Genomic DNA, 21,696 nt, shown 5'->3' on the forward strand with positions numbered 1-21,696 from the left:
TAATACCTAACAACTAATGCCTAATACCTTTTTATTCTCTTTTGTTTAATTCTTGACGCATCAAGTTTTCTACCTGCTCATATTCACTCATGATTTGCGATATAAGTCTAGAAGAATTTGTTAGATCACCTTTAATGATAGACAATTCGACTTCTTTTGATAAATCTGCTAATTTCATTGCACCTAAACTAGCACTACTAGATTTGAGGGTATGGGCATTTATTTTGATTTCGGAAAGATTTTTATTTTCTAAGGCATTGATTAAACCTTGAATTAATTTAGGACTATCTTCCAAATAAGCATTAATTAATTCGCTAAAAACTTCTTCAAAGTCTTCCTCTCCAATCATTTCTCTTAATTCTGCAATTACCCTCACGTCTAATTGAGTCATAGTTTTTTTAACTTCAGATTTTCTATGATCAATTATCTCTGAAACCGAGTTATTTTTTCTCAGATTTTTTAGTTTTTGTACTAAACTTTCCACTCTTACTGGTTTTGATAAATAGTCATCCATTCCTGCTGAAATACAAATTTCTCGATCGCCTTCCATAGCATTAGCCGTCATGGCTATAATACAAGGAGGATTGCCCTGAAAATTACCATAAGGAGTTTCCCAAAGAGTGCGAATTTGACGAGTAGCGGTTAAACCATCCATTTCTGGCATTTGCACATCCATCAGAATTAAATCATAGGATTGACGACGCAAAGTTTCCAAAACTTCCAATCCATTGGCTACCACATCGGCACGATAACCTAATCGCTTCAGAATATTGGTAATAACCTTTTGATTGACAATGTTATCCTCAGCAATAAGAATTTTGAGAGGAGCAATACTGGCAATATTATCATAAACTGAAGAAGTGGCAAGAGTATTTACAGACTTAAAATAATTACCCATATCCTCATGACAAATTTTAGTTAAAATGTCGGATAACTGAGATTGTTTAATGGGTTTACTTAAAGTTGCACTCCAATTAACTTGTTTTAAATAGTCTTGTATTTCAAAATTACCGATCGAACTTAACAGAATCAAAGGTAAATTTTTATAGGCAGGTAAAAGACGAATTTGTTTAGCTAAAGTAACTCCATCCATAGAAGGCATTTGCATATCTAAAATAGCTAAATCGAGGGGTTGCTGATTTTTGAGCAAAGATAAAGCGGATCTTCCCGAAGAAGTTAGAATAGGCTCCATACCAAGATTATTACATTGAATCATTAAAACCTGACGATTAGTGTCGTTATCATCGACAATCAACACCTTTTTACCTCGTAAAATTTCAGAGTTAGAAAGATGAGTTGTAGAGAAAAGATTAGATACATTAGTTTTAATAGTAAAACAAAACATCGATCCATCATCATTTAAGCGAGAAGAAACCACCCAATCAGGGGGGTAATTTCCCGTTACGTTGCCTTTACTTTCTACCCACATTTTACCACCCATCATTTCCACTAAACGCCGACAAATCGCTAACCCCAATCCCGTACCTCCATAGTTACGAGTAGTAGAAGCATCCACTTGAGAAAAAGCCTTAAATAATCTATCCATACGACTGGGAGGAATGCCAATGCCAGTATCTTTGACAGTGAAAATTAACTCATATTCTGTAACATGATTATTAATCGGTACGGAATTGTAAATTCCTACAGATAAAACAATTTCTCCAGTTTTAGTAAATTTAATACTATTACTGAGTAGATTAACTAATATTTGTCTTAATCTGGTAACATCCCCATTAACAGTAGAGGGAATTTCTGGGGGGATAAAATAAATTAACTCTAAATTTTTGCTATTAGCCTTTGGTGCCAATAAATCCAAAGATTCTTCTATCACTGTATGAATTGGGAGAGGTTGGTATTCTAACTCTAATTTACCTGACTCAATTTTAGAAAAATCGAGAATATCATTAATAATAGTTAGTAAAGTATCTCCACTGGTACGAATAATTTCCGCAAACTCTTTTTGTTCATCATTAAGAGGAGTATCTAATAATAATCCCGTCATACCAATAACAGCATTCATGGGAGTACGTATTTCGTGACTCATGGTGGCTAAAAATTCGCTTTTAGCCTGATTTGCGGACTCTGCTTGTTCTTTTGCTTGTTGTAAATCTTGTTCTACCTTAATTTTATCAGTAATATCAGTAATAGTACCTACTAAACGATAGGGTTCTCCATTTTCATCTAAATCTTTATTCCCCTTCGCTAAAATCCAGATATATTCATCATTACTATGTTTTATCCTATGAATATTTTGATATAAATCGGTTTCTCCCGACAAATAAGAATGAATATCTTGTAAGTTTTGTTCTAAATCATCGTCATGAATATTCTTAAACCAACTATTAATATTAGAAGATAAAGGACTATCCTGATAACCGATAATTCGCATCCATGTGGGGGAAAAATAAACTTCATTGCTGTTTAAATCCCAATCCCAAATACCGTCATTAGTACCTGAAATAGCTAATTCATAACGTTCGTCTTTTTCTCTTAATAATTTTTCGATCTCTTTTTTTTCTTCTATTTCTTTTTCTAATCTTATAGTGTTTAACATCAATTCATTAGTTCTTTCTTCTACTTTTATGGCTAAATTTTCCTTGGAATCTTCTAATTCTTTAAATTTTTCTTGCAATGCTTCAATCATCGATCGATAATTATTTGCTAAGATTTCAACTTCTTTAATTTCTGTTTCATCCCAGATAAATAGTTGATTATTCGTTATTTTATTAGGTAAATCTGTAGTAATAACAGCTAATCTATTTAAGGGTTTGACCAATTTTTTACTAATTTTATCGGCAAAGAAAAAAGCTATTATCATCACAATATATAAAATACCTAAAGAATTTATATAGTCTATCTGCAAACTTTCAATATATGGTTTACTTTCTAATTTTACTAAGATAGTCCAAGATAAGTTTTCACTAACAGGAATTTCTTTGACATAAAATGATTGACTCCATCGAGTCATAATTGGGGTTCCTTTTTTTATCGGCAACCATTGATGAATATTATTACCAACAAATTTAATTTCATAATTTTCTTTATCAATATTTGTCAAGTGTTGTTTATCATTATTTGCCGTAATAATTTTATTATTACTATCTAAAATAAACACAATAACATCATCTTGTAACTTATTAGTATTTAGAGCATTAGCAAGTTTTTCAATATAAATTGAGCCAAAAACTATACCTTTTAATTGATCATCTTTCAATATAGGATGAACAAGAGTAATATGAGCTATGTTATTATCTGGAAGTTTATGAATATCTATTACAGTAAATTGGGGATTTTTTTTAATCTTTTCAAACTGATTAATATTACTAACATCTAAACCAATTAAAGGTTCTTGCCTATAATTTATTAAAGGAGAGGCGGCAATAATAATACCATTTTCATCTGTGACATATAAATCTTGAAAATCATTAAAAATCCTCTTAAAAGTTAATAATTTATCTTGTAAAAATGCTTGATTGTTAATATCAATATATCCTATTTCTTCTAATCCAATTCTGCGAATATCATACCAATTTAATAGATTCGATCGCCATTCATTTGCCGTATAGTCAAGTTTTTCTATTATTACAGATTGAATATCATCGATTTTATTATAAGTATTAAAAATAGTTATGGTAAGAGCAGGAATTAGAACTAAACTAATTAACAGGTTAAATAAAGTTTCTTCAAATGATAATAAGATATTTTTATGGCGTAAATTAATTATTTTATTTAAAGGTAAATAATTGATCAATAAAATTGCGATTAAAGCATTTAAAGTAGCATTAATGGATTGTTTTAGTGCAACTAATATTACTCCTAAAATAGAAACTTTAAGAAGTATTAAGTAAAAAAATATAATAAAAGGAATACCAATAGTCACCCAATAGATAATATTAGCTGATATTAAATTTTTATTTTTTTTCTTCCAAAGATAACTTACAAAAATTGCTTCCAATATATATATAATCATTGCATAGGGATGTCCCCATAATGACCAGGTATAACTAGCACTAATTGTAGAGGCAACTATTCCCCATCTACTTCCATAAAAAAATATCGTTATCCAGACAAAAATAGTTCCAAAGAGAAAATCTATCCCAAAAAATAGAGGTAGTTTAAAATAATTCCCTAAATAGGCAAAAATGATTAAAATTAATAACGGAAGACTAACTTTTGTCTTACTTTGCATAGTTGATGAAAAATAATTAATAAATTCAACGATTACATCGATTAGTTATCAGTTTTTTACTGTTTAGTATTATGTTGATTTGAATAATAGACTTATTACAGAAATCAGAAAATCAGGAATAGATAAGGAGCAATAATGAACAAAATTGATAATTTACTATCTATAATTGATTTTAATTTTAATTCTCTAAAATATCTAATTTATTTAAAATTTTAAAGAAAACTTTTATCCTCAGATCTTGCACCAACCATAAAAGTTAGTTATCAAGATAAAAGAAAGTAGATAAAAAATAGACTATACTAACAATAATTGATTTTAACTGTATTAAAATTGATTTTCTCAAGTTTAATTGTTAAATACTCATATACTGACAGAATATCTTAATTATGTGAAAATATGGAATAAGTGAATAATGATTAATGAGATTTATGTTTATTATAATTTAACCTGAGTATTGTTTCAGGGTTTTTACTGAGAAATTTATATATACCTAGATGATGACAGTAATCGTCATTCAGTTTGAATTAAGAAATCAAGAGGAGAGAGATTTGTCAGTGAAATTAAATTCATTTGATCTTATGATCTTATTTTTCTGGATAATATCTTTAATGGAGATAAATAAATGATTTACCACAATCTACTAAAAAACGATTTTTAATGGCTTGTCGCCCCAATAACATTCTAAAGCCCATAACATCTCGACTCGTTAGGGTTAATTCAATATTCCATTGATGATTACCTAATTTTACTGTACTTATGATCACGGGCCTAATTTGAGTATGTCCTCCTGAATTAGTAACTTGTCTATATTCTAATAAAGGTGCAATACATTCGATCGTAGTATGGGTATCTCGTTGAAAAGGATGTACTTGAAACTTTACCATCTCTCGATCGTCTTTTTTGTAGGTATAGATATGAAAAGCGTGTAATGATGAAGTTCTAGCTCCAGTATCTATTTTTGCTTTAATTTTGTCAATTCCCAAAGTGGGAAGTCCTAAGTATTCTCGCCAACCAATGAAAGGTAATTGTTTTTTTGTTTGCGTCATTTTTACAAGAAAGAAAAAACGAAAAGAGGGCAGAAAATTAATACATTTCTAATCCCCCATTTCTTATTAATTTAATTTGCACAAGCAGTACATTCTTCTTTAAAAGAATCTCTTTGTACAATGCGTACATAATAAACTGCTTTACAACCCTTTTCCCATGCTAAAACTAATGTATTATAGATGTCTTTAGCTTTTAATGCTCTTTCCCCGTCATCACTGAAATAGACTCCTTGATTAAGATTAAAAAGTAACTCCATTGATATACCTGTATCAATCCATTGTTGAATGACGGCAATGGCTTTTACTACTTCATTTTGATGAAGGTGTTTATTTTCCTGATAAAACCAGGTTTTCTCTTTGATATAAGGGGGTGCGATGGGTACAGTACCTTTTGCCCATTTATCATAGAAAAAGCGACTATAGACGGGTAAAACACTGGCAGTGCAACCTTGCACTAAGGATGATGAGGTGTTAGGTGCGATAGCTGTAATATGAGAGTTACGAATTCCAAATTGTTGAATATCTTGAGATAATTGTTGCCAACGAGACTTATCATAAGCATTTTGTTCAAACCATTCCACAGATTTACTACCGATTAATAAGCCTTTACTCCAATCACTGCCCTCAAAGGCAGGATAAGCTCCTCTTTCCCTAGATAATTTCATGGAAGCCCAAGTGCAATAATAACCTATATCCTCGAATAAATTACTAATGTTCGAAAGACTACTATATCTCAACTCCCTTTTGGCTAACCAGTCGGCTAAACCCATAGCACCAACTCCAATGGTACGATAACGATCGTTATGAGCCTTAGCATCTCCAAAAGGTGGTAAAGTAATTTCGATCGTGTTGTCTAAAATTCTCACTGCTAAAGTGCAAATGGACTCCATTTCATCTTTTTCTAAATTGGCAAGGTTAAGGGATACTAAATTACAGCAGTGGGCATATTTATTAGGGGTAACATTTGAGAAGGATTCCGTACATAAGTTTACCCCCGGAATATAACCATCATGTTTATTCGGATTCGCCTTGTTAATAGCGTCTTTGAAAGCAAGATAAGGCATTCCAGTTTCTACTTGAGCCCTCATAATGTGTTTAAACAAATCTCTAGCGTTTACTTTTTTGTAGAGTTTGATTTTTGTGTCTAAGTTTTCTTCAATGAGACTATAGGCTTTTTCAAATTCCGCTCCCCATAGAGGCGGTAAGTCAATATCTAAAACGTTTTTAACTTCAAAAGGATCAACTAAAGTCCAATCTTGCTTATTTTGAACTCTACGCATAAATTCATCTGGTAAGATAAGCTGAGGGAAAACATCATAAGCCTTACGACGTTGATCACCATTTTCTGTTTGCATCTCCAAAAATTCAGGCACATCTAAATGCCATATATCTAAACCAACAGTTACAGCACCAGCCCTTCTACCCCCTTGATTAACAGCAATAGCCGTATCATTGAGTAATTTAATCCAAGGAATAACTCCCCCTGAAGCATTTTTCTTCCCCATTACAGAGCTTCCTGTTGCCCTAATTCTGGACACATTTACTCCTACTCCTCCACCATTTTTAGAAATTCTTGCAGTGTTTGTAATTTCTTGAAAGATACTTTCTAAATTATCATCTATACTAACGATAAAACAGCTAGTTAATGAACCATTAGGCACTCTTAAGTTAGCTAAAATAGGGGTTGCTAAGGAAATACGACGGGATGCGATCGCTTCATAAAATTGACGAGCATAATTCAACCGATTTTCAGAAGTTTCTACCATTGCCAACAATAGACTACAGGTGAGGAATGCTTCTTGAGGTAATTCTTGAGCCAGAAGATAGCGATTAGTCAATAAAACTGCCCCAGCATAGTCATAATCTAAATCCCAATCAGGATTAATCCAACTATTGGCAATTTCTAATTCTTCGGGGGAATAAATTAAGATACGTCGATCGTATTTCCCCTGTTCGACAAAATCTGTTACAGTTTTGCCATAATTACCATAGTTGTAACCTCTCGTAGCGAGACAATCTTTCCATAAACTCCAAATGTGCAACCTTCCAGCCACATAACGCCAGTCAGCTTGATCAAGATCACACATTTCTAAGGCACAATTAATTAAGTTATCCTGAATTTCCCTCGTGGTGATACCGTGACGCAAACGAGTTTTTAAACCAGATTCTAGTGCGATCGAATTGACATCTTTTCCATTACAAGCCCAATCGACTACTTTTCTGATTTTGGTGACATCGAGAGGAGCTGACTTACCATTTCTTTTAATAACCTCTATGGTTTTGTTAACACTCCCAACACTATGATTTTGACTACCATGATTTTCAATGTAAGAGTGACTAGAATTCGTACTTTGTTGCGTATCCAATAACATTACTTCTGCCTCGCTAATTTCGAGTATTTCTACTCAAAAAAAATTTTACTGGTGTTTAGTTCATCTCTTTTATACCATATATCTGGGGTAGGTTGTTACCTTCATACACTATATGTAGAAATTAGTCAATAAAATTTTTTGAAAAATCTTTAGAAAGAAAAAAATAACTTAGTATCGAAAATAACAAAATTAAAGGTCATTATTAAAGATCGAGGAAGAATATTTTTGATTAATTATTTCTTGACATAATCAACAATAACAGAAATTTTCTTAATCAAATCTTTAAAAAGTTATCCTTGAAAAAATATTTTTACATTAGATTAGCCCCTGTTTTAAAATTTATAATTCGATCGAGTATGTTAAATTTTGAAGATAAATAGGCAACTTGAACAAATATAGAGCAGAAGTCAGAAAAGCGTGTAACATAAAAACATTTTACTCATAGTGAAAAATATCTCGGCTTTTAGGTTTTAGGTTTCAGGTTAAGAAAAAACAATCAACTTTAAGCTATTCTGCAAAAAAACTCTTAATTGTTGCCTTAACCTTCAAAATAGTCAAAAATCATTAAACCCGACACCGACTACCTGCCACCTTTTATTTAGTTTTTATGTATTGGTGCAAGAGGTGAGTAATATGTAAGGGTTTCAGAATTTATCAATCTCCTGATTATATCGTTTATTGCTATAGGAGTTTTAAAATCAACTCTTGTTACTTTTACCTCTCATCATCGAGAATTTATGATAGAGGTGCAAGATCAAAATTTATTACTTATTACTTTATCTTTACAATCATTAGAAGTAGGATTTAACCACCAAAAGCGATAGGAAAAGCCAATTTTAAAGCGGCAGTAATCAGTAAATTAACTAAAGAAACGGGAAGTAAAAATTTCCACCCCAAATCTAATAGTTGATCTATTCTGACACGAGGTACTGTCCAACGTAATAAAATAGCAATAAATACTAAGAAATAGGCTTTCAATACCATCATGCTAATACCTAATGAAGCGGTGATTACTTGCAACCAAGCCGTATTTTCACTGACTCCTATCCAACCAGCAAGATTACTTAAAGGAATCGGGAATTCCCAGCCTCCTAGATATAACAACGCAAATACAAGAGCAGATAATACTAAGTTAACGTAAGAACCTACATAGAATAAACCGAATTTCATTCCTGCATATTCTGTTTGATAACCTGCCACTAATTCTTCTTCTGCTTCAGGTAAGTCGAAGGGTAAACGCTCACATTCTGCTAAAGCGGCTATCCAAAAGATTAAAAAGCCTACAGGTTGTCTCCAAATATTCCAGCTTAAAATTCCGTAGCTTGATTGTTGTTCTACAATGTCGATCGTGCTTAAACTATTAGACATCATGGCGATCGCCAATACTGATAAAGCTAAAGGAATTTCATAACTGATAGATTGTGCCGCCGCCCTTAATCCTCCCAAAAGGGAGTACTTATTATTAGAAGCATAACCTGCCATCAATAAACCAATGGGAGTAATACTAGAAAGGGAAATCCAGAGAAAAATACCAATATTTAAGTCTGTGATTACCAAATTTTGCCCAAAAGGTACGATAAGATAGGACAAAAATACTGGAATAACTACGATCGCCGGGCCTAAGGTAAACAATACACTATCTGCCTTAGCAGGAACAATATCTTCTTTAAAAACTAATTTAATACCATCAGCAACAGGTTGCAACACTCCCAAAGGGCCTGCATATTCAGGGCCGATACGTTGTTGTGCCGCCGCCGAGATTTTTCTTTCTAACCAAACACTAACTAATACTCCCACCGTTGCCCCAATGATCATAAGCCCTAAAGGTAAAGGAATCCAAAGGGTTTTTGCTAATTCTTGGGAAAGTCCAAAATCCGTAAGAGAAGTGATAAAACTTCCTTGTAAATCAATACCTGAGTTCATTTTTATAAGTAACTGATAATTGATAATGGATAATTAAGAGTTAATCTATTTCCAAATTATCCCTTTAATAATATAGCAAGGTATGAATCTGTGAGAATGAACTTTTGTGTTTAAAGAAGTTGTTAAGAATGTAGAGATTTTCTTTCAAAATTTTAACCACGAAAAAATATCTGCGATCGTTAATTTTAAATTGGTGATAAAATCGGGCATGGGTAATATATCTTCATCTCGATCGAAAAATGTCACTTTTTGAGGATAATAAGTGAAAATCGTTTTTTCTTGAGGATCAATAATCCATCCCAATTGACAACCAGCTTCAAGACAACGAAGAATTTTTTTGATAATAACACTCTGATTTTGCTCAGGAGAGAGAATTTCAATGATCCAATCCGGTGCAATGGAAACTACATTACCAATATCTCCATTTTCATCTCTAGGAATATGATCATAGGTTAAAACTACTATATCAGGCACGATCGACTTGCCACCAAAAGTACATCTTAATTCAGGAAAAGCCAACGCAACTTTTGTGGGTTTAACAACAAAATTAATCGCCGTTACTAACTCACCTTGAATAATACTATGTTTTCCTTGAGGCATCGGTTTTGAAATAATTTGATGATCAATATATTCTTGAGCCGGTTTTTGTTCAGGAAAAGTTAAAAATTCTTCCAAACTTATTTCTTTTTCAGCAATTAATGTCACCATAAAATCCCTGTTATATTTTCTCCATTATCATGACATCATAAGGATAATCTCAATTGTATTTTTTTTATTCACCTATAGTCTTATCTTACATTGAAAAATATTATTTGATGGGGAAATAGGTTGAAAAAATAAACCATTTTCCCGTGGAATTGTCTTTCCTATCCTCCCCGTTAAATCATTAAAAATTAAACGTCATAGGGCATTTTACCAGAGAATTTGAGAGTGACAGGTTCAGGATTTTTACCAATGTTTCTGTCTTTTTTACCGTAAGTTTCACGGCCTTCGTTAACTTTCTCAGGAAATACACCATCAGCAGGATGAAGATATTGGATTTCACCAGTAGGATATACACGGTAGATTTTATAATCTTCAATTTTGGGTTTGAATTTGGTGCGTAACTGAGTGCCTAAAGCTAAACATTGCTCTTTACGAGCAAAATAGAATAAATTTTCACCTTCATTCATAATAGCTGCGCCACCAGTAGGCATTTCAAAAACTTGCTCAGTTTTACTTGTCCAAGTAATAGCATATTTTTCCTCTCTGTCGGCTGCAGAAAGTAAACCGCCGGTGCTACCACCAAATTTAGGCATCTGTCCAGTAAGTTGAATTGTTTCGCTCATAGAGATATTGCTTTTATGGAAATCTATTTACTATCTAGGCAATGCTACCATTCCGATTAACTTTCTTGTGCATATTTGTTATGAACTGTAACAGTTTGTGACAAGCTGTATAAATATGTAGTTTTTATTGAAAAAGTTTTTGACAAAGGTAACTGTCAGATAACCAATAACAGGCAATAGTTTTAAGGTTTTATCTCTGTGGATAATTCATAAAAATTGGTTTCAGGAGGAGAAGCGAACAAATGTTTCATTTTTTCTAAAATTTTCTCATGGGTTTCGTTTTGATTTTCTTCCATGTCTTCCAATTTCTCCCACAATATCACCGCTATTCCTTCATCAGTGTTTGGTTTTTGTAATAGATATGCCCCTTTAAACCCTTTCGTATATGTTTTAACAGCTTCTTCAAATAATCTTTGAGCTTCAGGAAATTTACCGGGTTTGAAAGTGGCGATCGCCACATAACCATAATTGTGACGTAGAAAATCACTAAATTCTCGCATAATCAATGATTATAATAATTTTTAATCTATACTCTTTCTAATTTTACCCATTTTTGTCTCAATGATGAGCCTTTCATGAAAAGATAATTGCCATAACTATTAAAAAAAATGTTATGTAGCAATCCTAAATCATTTGTCAGAAATCAAATATTAGTCAATAATGCTAAATTTATTAATTATTAACAATAAGTTAGATGCTACGAGTTATTATTATCATCTAGGAAAATTATGATAAAAATTAACGACTTCTGTTAAAAAATCTTGGGTTGATTCATAGGGTAAAACATTACGTCCTTTAATTTTTTTAGCTTCAACGTTAGGTATATTTTTTTGATATAATTCTATTCTTTGATCTGGAGTTTCTTTAAATCCTTCTTTACTTACGCTAGTTGCTTTTTCTCCTATTAAAAGTAATATTTTTTGTTCTAATTTTTTTATCAATTTTGAATAATCTTTCCGCCAAAATCCTGCTAAAAATGAGTACACAGCATAACGATTTTGAGGCTCGATCGCTGCTTTTTCTAACATATCTAACCATTCATTATCAACATCTTTAGCCTCAGCAAATAGCTGTTTAATAGAAAAAGATTTAATAAAATCACGACGACGAGCATATTGATAAAATAGTGAACCAATAAAAGAATCAAAAAAGAGATTCCAAATAATTTCACTAATGCGAAGATTACCACTATTAATCATGATATTCCATGCGGGAGGACCGGATAAGATTAAACCTTTTATTAAATCAGATTTTAACTCTCCAGTACTCATATAAATTGAGATAGGGAAAGAAGCACCTTGAACAACTAAAATAACAGGTTTTTTAACAACATTATTAATGAAATAATTGATTTGATTTGCCCAATCTTTTGGATCATAAGCAACACGTGGCAAATCTGAACTACCACAGCCTAATAAATCGGGATTATAAATAGGTAAATTACTGTTTAAATCATTTTCAGCAGAAAGAAAACGTTGCCAAAAATTTCCAGATAAACCAACACCGATAGGATGGATTAATACTAAAGCTAAATTATCATCTTTGTCTGTATTATAGCTAGTATAAGCACATTTATATTTATTCCAAAAATAGTATTGAGTTGGGGATATAATTGTCATAGTTTGAATTGAAAAAATATAAGTTAAAATGACTCTATCTAATTAGAGAAATGGATAATTGGTTAATGTGCAAAATTACCGTTAAATGATTTTAATGGCATATTTACTTCTTCCTATAGCAGTAAAGAAGATGCTAAAATTAACCATTGCTATAGTGTAAATTAGATGGGTACATTAACACAAAATTTAGCAGAGGATTAGATTACTCTTGAAAGTTTCTCAAAAAATTCATTTTCAAGTTAAAACTGATTTGATTTATTTACAAGAAGTATTAGAAAAATTTGATTCAGTAAAACAAGATTGGGTAAATCAAAAAGACTGGTTACAATGTCAACTTGCTTTAGCGGAAGGTTTTACAAATGCGGTGCGTCACGCACATAAAGATAAACCTTCAGATACTCCTATAGATATAGAAATAAAAGTGACCGAAGCGGAAATTAATATTAAAATTTGGGATTATGGACAACCCTTTCAATTAACTTCCCTCGATAAAAAAAAATCCTCTGATTTAGCTGGAGGAGGTAGGGGTATTGAGATTTTACAAAAAATTGCCGATGAGCTAGAGTATGATCATCAATCTGACGATCGAAATTGTTTATTAATTAAAAAAAATTTGCTACCCTGACACCAGAGTAGCGAAATCTTGAGTAACAATAAAACAAATTTAAGATTAGGTTATTTATCGTCTTCTAATAAAGTATCAAAATCTAACTCTTCATCCTCACTACTGGCAAAAGGATCAATATCTTTATTATCAGTATCATCTATTAAAGCAGATAAATCTAACTCATTATCATCATCAGAATTATCAGATAAGTCTAAATCAAGATTAAAGTTATCATCAGAATTATCAGACAATTCTAAATCTTCATCAAACATCTCTACATCAGACTCTACAGAGGCAGAAGCGGAGGCTGATTCAGAAAAGGCATCAAAATTAAAATCATCATCAGAGTTAGATATTTCTTCCAATTCGTTATCTTCAGATAAGTCTAAACTTTCACTAAACATTTCAATATCTGAGTCAACAGTGGATTCCGATTGAGAAAAAGCATCCAGATTAAAATTATCTCCTAAATCGTTACTTTCTAACTCGATCGATTCGCTAAAGATTTCGACATCAGAATCATTAGTAATTTCAGATTCACCAAAAGCATCTAAGTTTAATTCTTCCTCACTAGCAAAATCTAAACCACCATCATCAAAAGAGGATTCTTCCAATTCCAAAGAAGGAGAAAAGTCTTCTTCCTCACTAGCAAACTCTAAATCACCATCATCAAAAGAGGATTCTTCTAATTCCAAAGAAGGAGTAAAGTCTTCTTCCTCACTAGCAAACTCTAAACCACCATCGTCAAAAGAGGATTCTTCCAATTCCAAAGAAGGAGTAAAGTCTTCTTCCTCACTAGCAAACTCTAAACCACCATCGTCAAAAGAGGATTCTTCTTCTAATTCCAAAGAAGGAGTAAAGTCTTCTTCCTCACCAGCAAACTCTAAACCACCATCGTCAAAAGAGGATTCTTCTTCTAATTCCAAAGAAGGAGTAAAGTCTTCTTCCTCACCAGCAAACTCTAAATCACCATCGTCAAAAGAGGATTCTTCTTCTAATTCCAAAGAAGGAGTAAAGTCTTCTTCCTCACCAGCAAACTCTAAATCACCATCGTCAAAAGAGGATTCTTCTTCTAATTCCAAAGAAGGAGTAAAGTCTTCTTCCTCACCAGCAAACTCTAAATCACCATCGTCAAAAGAGGATTCTTCTTCTAATTCCAAAGAAGGAGTAAAGTCTTCTTCGGGTGAAAATTCTTCTAGGGAGTTGTTTTCTTCCACCTCTAACTCCATTGTATCTTGCTCGAATGCTTCTGGAGAAGTAAAGGTATCTTCTTCTGGAGGAATATTTATATTAGCTATAGCTTCTCTGAGATTCTCAATTTGAGTCTCGTAATCTTCTATTTGTGACTGGTGAGTTGCCTGTAATTGTTCGATTTGAATTTGGAAAGACTCTTGTAGTTGAGCCTGTCTATCCGTAAATTCTTGAGTTTGTTGTGCCAATTCCTGTTCTAATTGGGCTACTCTACTATTATCGTCTTCTCCTATAGGTGTGGATAAAGAGGACAATTCTAATTCACTAATTCTACTTTGTAACTGGGCGATCGTGTTTTGAAGATTAATAATTTCGTCACCATTATTAGAATAATCCTCATTTTGTAAGGTATTTAGTTGATTTTGGTAATCTTGAATTTGTCCTTCGTAGGCTTTTTCAGTTTCAGCAATTTTACGATTAGTTTCGGCTTCATATTCTTGTCTAAGAGAAGCAATTAACTCTTGTTTGCGAGTTTCAAAACTTTCCTCTGCATTACGCAATGCTTTTTGTTTTTCATCTTCAATGACACTGTTATCAGTTTGATTCGGTTTTAAAATAAACGTAACTACTGCACCAATAACTATACCTATAATAGCAAAAAGGGCTTCCATTAATTTTCCTCCGTAATTTTTTTTATAAGAGTTTGTTATTTTACTTTTCTTATTTTGATCTAAAAGTATTATATGGACAAATTTTATTTAGGTATCATTTTTCGACAAATTAAGTGTTATTACTTAGTTTCTTGATACGCACTATAAACTCCCTTAACGTTATACCAATTAAGAAAGATTCGTGCTATCTCTAAGGCAAGTTGTGGTTTTCCCTGATTAATTAGCCATTGTAAAAAGGGTTTCATTGTTTCTTCGTTGAGTCTGCCTCCCAAAGAAAGAGTACCCCACAGCAGTCGATGTATCCATGTCATTTGAATCATCATTTTCACTTCATAGCTAGGATGTTTTTGATAGAATAATACTCCCATTTTTCCCCTTTCGATTTCTTTTTCTATCAGTTGCGGTATTTGCTGTAAATCAAAGGGAGGATGCCAATGATAACCTACTGCTTCAGGACATTTAATTAGTTTTAATCCTAACTTCTTCAATCTTACTCCTAATTCTAAGTCTTCCCAGCCATATTGATTAAACATAGTATCGAATAATCCCGCTTCTAGTAACCATTTTTTGGCAATGGCAACATTTCCCGTGGCAAAATAGGCGGCAGAAAAATCTGTTATTTTATAAGGTTCTGAGGTAGGATTGTCAAAGTTACAAGTGTTGATTACCGCACCATAGGTGAAAATTCGATCACCCAGTGCCGTTTTACCATCGTTTTTTTGGGCTTTAATAATAGCCTGACTATGGGCTTGTAAAAAAGATGATGTTACAACCAGATCGCTATCAATAAAAATAATCCAATCTCCTATGGCTTTTTCCACTCCTAGATTACGAGCAGAACCAGCCCCTTTGTGATTTTGAGTAAAAAGTTTAACGTGAGGTAAAGAGGCTTTTTCTTCGGTTAACCATGATATAGTTTGATCGGTTGATCCATCATCTACTACAATAATTTCATATTTTTCAATAAGATTACTATCATATTCTTGACTCTCCAAAGCAAGGAGACATTTTTGTAGAATCGGCAGACGGTTATAGGTAGGAATAATAACGCTAAAAAACACAGGCAAACCCCTTAATATTGAAGGTATTAGGTATTAGGTATTAGGTACTAGGTTAATTTTTGACTGCTTTTGATTAATTGATTTCATCTTGGCAAAATAAATTGAGATTTTTTTAATCAATTCTTTTAGCTAATTTCTAATACCTATCACCTTTTATTTTACGGTGGGCAGTTTATTCTGCGTAATAAATATCAGGTATTAAAATTGTTGAAGGAAACGTAAATCACTGTTGTATAATCGGCGAATATCGTCAATTTTGTGTAAAATCATCGCAAAACGTTCAACTCCTAATCCCGCAGCAAAACCACTATAAACCTCCGGATCATATCCTACCGCTTTTAATACATTAGGGTCAACCATGCCACAACCTAACACTTCTAACCATTTTCCTTGCCATTGTACATCAACTTCTGCCGATGGTTCGGTGAAAGGAAAATAACTGGCACGAAAGATTGTGGGTAAGTCATCTCCAAACATTTGTCGTAAAAACTCTTTGATTGTACCTTTTAAGTCGGAGAAGGTTAAACCCTTATCGATAGCGAGGATTTCTATTTGATGAAAAACAGCAGAGTGGGTAGCGTCAACAGTATCTCTTCTATATACTCTCCCCGGTGCTATAATCCTTAAGGGTGGATCGTTTTTTTCCATGTACCTAATTTGTACTGATGATGTATGAGTCCGCAACAAACTTCCATCTTCAAAGTAAAAGGTATCTTGCATATCTCTAGCAGGATGATCTTCAGGAGTATTCAAGGCGGTAAAATTATAATAATCACTTTCAATTTGTGGGCCTTCTGCGATCGTATATCCTAATCCTACAAAAATATCTATGACTCGATCGATCGTGCTTTGTAGTGGATGTGATTTTCCGATAGAATAACTAACTCCAGGCATAGTAACGTCAAGGGTTTCTGCCAAAATTTGACGGTTAATTTCAGCTTGTTGTAAATGCTGATGTTGTTTAAATAGAGTATCTTGGATATGATTTTTGATGTCGTTGGCAATAGCACCAATACGAGGTCTATCTTCGGCGGATAATTTACCCATTTCCTTTAAAATAAGAGACAATTCCCCTTTTTTGCCTAAATAGCTAACTCTTAATTCTTCTAACTTTTGTAAACTATCGATGGACTCGATCGTTTTTTGTGCTGTTTCTCCTAAAATATGTAATTGAGATTCTATATCAGTCATCATAAAAATCGTGAATAATAAATAATTTTTAGCTAATCCTTGATTGTACCTGAAGTTTGACTGCTCAATATTTGTTAATTCCTAATTCCTCATTTCTTCATGAGTTGCTGATTTTAGGATAAAATAAAGAGAGCATCAAGATATATTCCCTCAATTGATTTGACGTTATGCCCTTGCAAATTCTTGTTACAGATGATGATCCTGTTATTAGACGACTAATTAGAGATTGTTTAGAATTACATGATTATTCCGTTATTTTAGCAAGGGATGGGGACGAAGCATTACATTTAGCTCAACAATATCATCCTCATTTGCTTATTTCTGACATAAAAATGCCTCACAAAGATGGTTATCATTTAGTGAAAGAATTACGGCAAAATCCTCATTTTCGTTTGTTACCAGTAGTTTTTTTGACAAATAAATATTCCACTGAAGACAAAATTAGTGGCTATCAAGCTGGTTGTGATGCCTATTTACCTAAACCTTTTGAACCTAATGAATTAACTGCCATTGTAAGGCATTTATTGGAACGATCGCAAATTATTCAAGCAGAATTATTATATACGGAAATAGATAATCATTATCCTTTAGAAGAAGTTAATTATAATGACAACTCTCCTGAAATACTGAATAACAAAAATCTAAATTTTACCGATAGAGAAAACGAAGTTTTGAAGTTGTTAACAAAAGGTTTGTCTAATGTGAAAATAGCTGAAAAATTATATTTAAGCCCCAAAACGATCGAAAAATACGTAGGTAATTTATTAAGAAAAACTAACTCTAATAATCGCACAGAATTAGTAAGTTTTGCCTTTAAAAATAAGATTGTTTAAATTTTGATGAAAAATAACTATGATTTGGTTATAATTGGCGGAACAAAACACGCTTTTTTTTCAGCTGAATATGCAACAAAATGGGGTGCAAGAGTAGGGTTAATCATTGATGATGATTACTATTCAAATCAACATGATGAAAGTAATAATTTATGGTCGATCGAGTATAAAAATGATCTTTTAATATTAGATAATGATATTAATTATCATGAGTTTTTGCGGGAAAAAAAGAAAGTTATTGAAGATCAATATTTATCTCAATTAGAATTATTAGGAATTGATATAATTTTTAGTAAATGTCAATTTGTTCAGAACAAAAGTTTAACTTTATTGACAAATAGAGATAGCTTAAAAAGTTTTAGTTATTTATTGGCTATGACATCAGAACAACTCTTTTCTAAAAATAAAAAACTTAATAAAAATGATGGGTATTTAACAGTAAATGAGTTACTTTTTCAAAAAAAATGGGATGACTTACCAGAAGAATTAACAATATTTGGAGATGATATTACTGCTATTTATTTGATTAATAAATTATATCAACGAAAGAAAAAAATATCCTTAGTTTCTCCTTCTCAACAGATTTTACCCTCCGAAGATGAAGATATATCTTATCAACTACAATTATTTTTAGAAAGCAAAGGAATCAAAATTTATCTTAATAGTAAGAGTAATGCTTTTGGAATCGATCGAAGGAAGGAAAATGACAACATGAAAACATTGCGAGTCACAACTAAAAATTTGTGGGGAGAGGAGACACTGGAATTGACAAAATTAGGTATAAAAAATAATGAAGGTAAAATAGAAGTTAACTCAAAATTGCAAACTAGACATCAGCAAATCTATGCTTGTGGAGATTTATTAGGAGGATATTATTTAGATTCTTTGATTAAATATGAAGCTAAAATTGCTGTTAATAATGGTTTATTTTTTCCTTATCAAAAAATTAAGTATAATGAGATTCCTTATACCTTAAACACAAATCCCTCTATTCATCGATTAGGATATACCGAAAAACAGGCTAGATTTTTGTTGTCTGAAAGAATCAAAGTATTAAAAGTATTCTGTCTTTTAAAAACTCTAACAAATTGGGATCAAGATGTCACTTTTATTAAGATTATATTAGATAAAAATAACTACATATTAGGATTTCATTCTTTCGGTTTTGGTGTCGAAGAAGTGATAACAGCTATAACTTTTATTAAAAAGAAAAATTTATCTTTGAGTTATTTATTTAAAATCAGTTTTAGTAATAATAATTCTTATAAATTAATCGAAGAAATTGATAAATGTTGGAAAAAAGAAAATCAGAGACAACATCAGATTATACTAGACTTAGCAGAAACATTTTTTATCTGGAAACGTTCTTAATTTTATTATGCTTAATACAGTAGAAAAACAAGGTTATTTTATTGTTTTAGAAGGAATAGATGGAGCAGGTAGTACTACTCAAGCTGAGTTTTTACAAGATTATTTTTTAAAAAAAGACCAAAAGGTTATTATTAGTCCTGAACCTTCCAATGGCAAAATAGGTAAGCTATTAAGAGAATTTTTAGGTCATCAAAATCCATTTCCTAATCAAGATTTATATGATCAACAAATGGCTTATTTATTTGCAGCCGATCGACATTATCACTTGTACAATAATATTGATGGGGTGAAAAAATTAACGGCAGAAAATACCCATATTATAACTACTAGATATTATTTTTCATCTCTTGCTTATAATGCTAAAACAGAGAAAGAATTTGAGTTTGTCAGTTTATTAAATAAAGATTTTCCTCCACCAGATTTTTTAATTTATCTTGATATTCCTGTGGATGTTGCTTTAAAAAGAATTATCGATCGAGGTATACTAGAAATCTATGAAACAAAAGAAAAATTAACCCAAGTAAAAAATAATTTTGAAAGAATTTTAAATAACTATCCCTATAACTATTTAAGAATTGATGCAACAAAAAGTAGGGAGGAAATTCATCAAAAAATAATAGACTTTCTTTTTCCCTCAATTAAGAAATATTAATTACAAAAAATTTTGATACCATTCTCTCAGTAAAGTATTTCTGTACTTATTATTAACACGAAGATTGAGTTCTTGATTTATAAGTATTTCTTCTGTCTCCTACCTCCTATTTCCTACCCTCACCAAAAAACTTTTTCAGCAAAGTCTAATTAATCTGAGTTTGATAAAAGAATTCTTGAGGTTAATAGGTTTCAGGTGACAGGTTGCAGGTTAACAATTTCTTTGTTTAGATCAATTAATTACTTAATTTAATTTTGATAAAATCAATTTGAACAACTTTTTCACTAATTATTTACCTGATACCTGATACCTTATCTTAACCGATAATTTTATGTCGAACTGAGGTTAATTGTTAATCGCCATCGGTTTACGCCCTTTTAAGCCTGTCATTAACTTTAAGGCGAAAAGTTTTAAAGGTTGAATATGTCTCATCATCAATAACCCTAAACGGCGGATAGCGATAACGGGTAATAGATTACTAGAGAATAATCTATCTAAGAAATCGGTAAAACCTAAAATTGCTAAATTTTCTTGTTTTCGCCAGTTATTATAGTGATTTAATACCATTAAATCTCCGATGTCTTTTCCCTGACGAGAAGCTATTGTTAAAACTTCTGCTAAAGCGGCAGCATCTCGAATACCTAAGTTTAAACCTTGTCCCCCTACAGGATGACAACAATGAGCCGCATCACCAATTAGCGCCACTCTAGGTTTAACATAAGTCTCACTTTGCATCAATTGTACTGGAAATAGATTTCGATCGCTAACTAATTCTAATGTACCTAACAAACCTTCAGTATGATGTTCAAGACGAGAGATAAATTCAGATACAGGTAAAGATTGTAACTCTTTTGCGATGGCATGAGGAGCGCTCCACACGATTTGACAACGATTATCTGGTAACGGAAGAATACCCATAGGGCCAGTTTCCCAAAAACGTTCAAAAGCAGTATCATTAGTCTTAGCTGAGTGTTTGATAGTAAAAGCAACACAAGATTGCCAATATTTCCAGCCACGAGTTTTAATGTTTGCCTGTTGTCTAATATAGGATTTTGCACCATCAGCACCCACAATTAGCTTAGTTTCGAGAACTATTTCCTCTTGCTTATAATTGACTTTGACTATATCATAAGAATCTTTTTTATCTATACCAATGACACGGGCATTTTCTAACCACGTAATATCAGGAGATTTTAAACTTGAGTTTTGTAAGGCTGATAAAATATAAGAATGTTCGCCCACATAACCTAAATAATCGGTTTTTAAATCTTCGGTTTTAAATTTAACTATCAGAGGGGAAAAAGCATCACTGAGACGAATGTATTTAAATTTACCGATATAAGGAAAAATATCATCCCAAACCCCAATACCATCAAGAATTTTACTGCTTAAAATCGATAACGCATAGGCTTGTTTTCGACTCTTAGCTTGAGTTAAAGTTTGAGTTTCAATGATGGCGATTTTCAACCCTGTATCTTTCAACGCCACCGCTAAAGTTGTACCAACAATACCACCACCAACAATTACTAAATCATATTTTTGATTAACAGATACATTTGTTATAGAAGATGGTTCTTGATTCATAGATTAATAAGAATAGGATAATTTCGCCGAACGAGTGATTTAAACAAATTAATTACTT

The 21,696-nt window shown here is 32.1% G+C and carries 16 protein-coding genes; 4 read left to right on the forward strand and 12 right to left on the reverse strand.

Annotation, left to right across the window (positions count from 1 at the left end; all coding sequences use genetic code 11):
• Positions 1–31: 31 nt before the first annotated feature.
• The 8 genes from GM3709_RS09205 to GM3709_RS09240 form a co-directional block, all read right to left on the reverse strand.
• Positions 32–4,189: a response regulator gene (locus GM3709_RS09205; protein WP_066118531.1), complete on the reverse strand. Its 4,158-nt coding sequence runs from the start codon at positions 4,187–4,189 to the stop codon at positions 32–34.
• Between the two features lie 605 nt (positions 4,190–4,794).
• Positions 4,795–5,235, reverse strand: a complete 441-nt coding sequence (locus GM3709_RS09210; RefSeq protein ID WP_066118532.1) for a RimK/LysX family protein — start codon at positions 5,233–5,235, stop codon at positions 4,795–4,797.
• A gap of 71 nt (positions 5,236–5,306) precedes the next feature.
• The gene (locus tag GM3709_RS09215; RefSeq protein ID WP_144439425.1) at positions 5,307–7,607 is read right to left on the reverse strand and encodes a ribonucleoside-diphosphate reductase subunit alpha; all 2,301 of its coding nucleotides are present in this window, start codon (positions 7,605–7,607) and stop codon (positions 5,307–5,309) included.
• 804 nt (positions 7,608–8,411) lie between these two features.
• A complete protein-coding gene (nuoH, locus tag GM3709_RS09220) occupies positions 8,412–9,530 on the reverse strand; it encodes an NADH-quinone oxidoreductase subunit NuoH (RefSeq protein WP_066118534.1) in 1,119 nt (372 codons plus the stop codon).
• A 144-nt stretch (positions 9,531–9,674) separates the two neighbouring features.
• Positions 9,675–10,238 (reverse strand): Uma2 family endonuclease, encoded by a 564-nt coding sequence (locus GM3709_RS09225; RefSeq protein WP_066118536.1) that lies wholly within the window; start codon positions 10,236–10,238, stop codon positions 9,675–9,677.
• 185 nt (positions 10,239–10,423) lie between these two features.
• Positions 10,424–10,858: a photosystem I reaction center subunit II PsaD gene (locus GM3709_RS09230; protein ID WP_066118539.1), complete on the reverse strand. Its 435-nt coding sequence runs from the start codon at positions 10,856–10,858 to the stop codon at positions 10,424–10,426.
• A 182-nt stretch (positions 10,859–11,040) separates the two neighbouring features.
• Positions 11,041–11,358, reverse strand: coding sequence for an antibiotic biosynthesis monooxygenase (locus tag GM3709_RS09235; RefSeq protein ID WP_066118541.1), 318 nt, complete (start codon positions 11,356–11,358; stop codon positions 11,041–11,043).
• A 213-nt stretch (positions 11,359–11,571) separates the two neighbouring features.
• Entirely contained in the window at positions 11,572–12,477 is a 906-nt protein-coding gene (locus GM3709_RS09240) for an alpha/beta fold hydrolase (RefSeq protein ID WP_066118543.1), read from the reverse strand.
• Positions 12,478–12,685: 208 nt separating this feature from the next.
• On the opposite strand from GM3709_RS09240, the gene GM3709_RS09245 reads away from it, so the two are divergent.
• Positions 12,686–13,102 (forward strand): ATP-binding protein, encoded by a 417-nt coding sequence (locus GM3709_RS09245; RefSeq protein WP_066118545.1) that lies wholly within the window; start codon positions 12,686–12,688, stop codon positions 13,100–13,102.
• Positions 13,103–13,152: 50 nt separating this feature from the next.
• On the opposite strand, the gene GM3709_RS09250 is transcribed toward GM3709_RS09245, so the two are convergent.
• The 3 genes from GM3709_RS09250 to pheS form a co-directional block, all read right to left on the reverse strand.
• Positions 13,153–14,946, reverse strand: coding sequence for a hypothetical protein (locus GM3709_RS09250; RefSeq protein WP_066118547.1), 1,794 nt, complete (start codon positions 14,944–14,946; stop codon positions 13,153–13,155).
• A gap of 119 nt (positions 14,947–15,065) precedes the next feature.
• The gene (locus GM3709_RS09255; protein ID WP_173645709.1) at positions 15,066–16,013 is read right to left on the reverse strand and encodes a glycosyltransferase family 2 protein; all 948 of its coding nucleotides are present in this window, start codon (positions 16,011–16,013) and stop codon (positions 15,066–15,068) included.
• A gap of 192 nt (positions 16,014–16,205) precedes the next feature.
• A complete protein-coding gene (gene pheS / locus GM3709_RS09260; protein WP_066118551.1) occupies positions 16,206–17,201 on the reverse strand; it encodes a phenylalanine--tRNA ligase subunit alpha in 996 nt (331 codons plus the stop codon).
• Between the two features lie 164 nt (positions 17,202–17,365).
• Between pheS and GM3709_RS09265 the strand changes: the two genes are divergently transcribed.
• Genes GM3709_RS09265 through tmk form a run of 3 tightly spaced genes read left to right on the forward strand, consistent with a single transcriptional unit; the run spans position 17,366 to position 20,054 of the window.
• Positions 17,366–18,031, forward strand: a complete 666-nt coding sequence (locus tag GM3709_RS09265; protein ID WP_066118553.1) for a response regulator transcription factor — start codon at positions 17,366–17,368, stop codon at positions 18,029–18,031.
• Between the two features lie 6 nt (positions 18,032–18,037).
• Positions 18,038–19,402 (forward strand): FAD-dependent oxidoreductase, encoded by a 1,365-nt coding sequence (locus GM3709_RS09270; RefSeq protein ID WP_066118555.1) that lies wholly within the window; start codon positions 18,038–18,040, stop codon positions 19,400–19,402.
• A gap of 7 nt (positions 19,403–19,409) precedes the next feature.
• Positions 19,410–20,054, forward strand: a complete 645-nt coding sequence (gene tmk, locus GM3709_RS09275) for a dTMP kinase (protein WP_066118557.1) — start codon at positions 19,410–19,412, stop codon at positions 20,052–20,054.
• A 345-nt stretch (positions 20,055–20,399) separates the two neighbouring features.
• Here the strand turns inward: tmk and GM3709_RS09280 are convergent, their stop codons facing one another.
• Positions 20,400–21,638, reverse strand: coding sequence for an FAD-dependent hydroxylase (locus GM3709_RS09280; RefSeq protein WP_066118559.1), 1,239 nt, complete (start codon positions 21,636–21,638; stop codon positions 20,400–20,402).
• Positions 21,639–21,696: the final 58 nt, after the last annotated feature.

Source organism: Geminocystis sp. NIES-3709 (assembly GCF_001548115.1).
GTDB lineage: Bacteria > Cyanobacteriota > Cyanobacteriia > Cyanobacteriales > Cyanobacteriaceae > Geminocystis.

What these genes read in the sequence shown, in the direction of transcription:
- GM3709_RS09230 (WP_066118539.1), bottom strand. Translation starts at nt 10,858, where the DNA reads ATGAGCGAAACAATTCAACTTACTGGACAGATGCCTAAATTTGGTGGT.
- GM3709_RS09240 (WP_066118543.1), bottom strand. Translation starts at nt 12,477, where the DNA reads ATGACAATTATATCCCCAACTCAATACTATTTTTGGAATAAATATAAA.
- GM3709_RS09235 (WP_066118541.1), bottom strand. Translation starts at nt 11,358, where the DNA reads ATGCGAGAATTTAGTGATTTTCTACGTCACAATTATGGTTATGTGGCG.
- GM3709_RS09280 (WP_066118559.1), bottom strand. Translation starts at nt 21,638, where the DNA reads ATGAATCAAGAACCATCTTCTATAACAAATGTATCTGTTAATCAAAAA.
- tmk (WP_066118557.1), top strand. Translation starts at nt 19,410, where the DNA reads ATGCTTAATACAGTAGAAAAACAAGGTTATTTTATTGTTTTAGAAGGA.
- GM3709_RS09265 (WP_066118553.1), top strand. Translation starts at nt 17,366, where the DNA reads ATGCCCTTGCAAATTCTTGTTACAGATGATGATCCTGTTATTAGACGA.
- pheS (WP_066118551.1), bottom strand. Translation starts at nt 17,201, where the DNA reads ATGATGACTGATATAGAATCTCAATTACATATTTTAGGAGAAACAGCA.
- GM3709_RS09205 (WP_066118531.1), bottom strand. Translation starts at nt 4,189, where the DNA reads ATGCAAAGTAAGACAAAAGTTAGTCTTCCGTTATTAATTTTAATCATT.
- nuoH (WP_066118534.1), bottom strand. Translation starts at nt 9,530, where the DNA reads ATGAACTCAGGTATTGATTTACAAGGAAGTTTTATCACTTCTCTTACG.
- GM3709_RS09210 (WP_066118532.1), bottom strand. Translation starts at nt 5,235, where the DNA reads ATGACGCAAACAAAAAAACAATTACCTTTCATTGGTTGGCGAGAATAC.
- GM3709_RS09250 (WP_066118547.1), bottom strand. Translation starts at nt 14,946, where the DNA reads ATGGAAGCCCTTTTTGCTATTATAGGTATAGTTATTGGTGCAGTAGTT.
- GM3709_RS09225 (WP_066118536.1), bottom strand. Translation starts at nt 10,238, where the DNA reads ATGGTGACATTAATTGCTGAAAAAGAAATAAGTTTGGAAGAATTTTTA.
- GM3709_RS09270 (WP_066118555.1), top strand. Translation starts at nt 18,038, where the DNA reads ATGAAAAATAACTATGATTTGGTTATAATTGGCGGAACAAAACACGCT.
- GM3709_RS09215 (WP_144439425.1), bottom strand. Translation starts at nt 7,607, where the DNA reads ATGTTATTGGATACGCAACAAAGTACGAATTCTAGTCACTCTTACATT.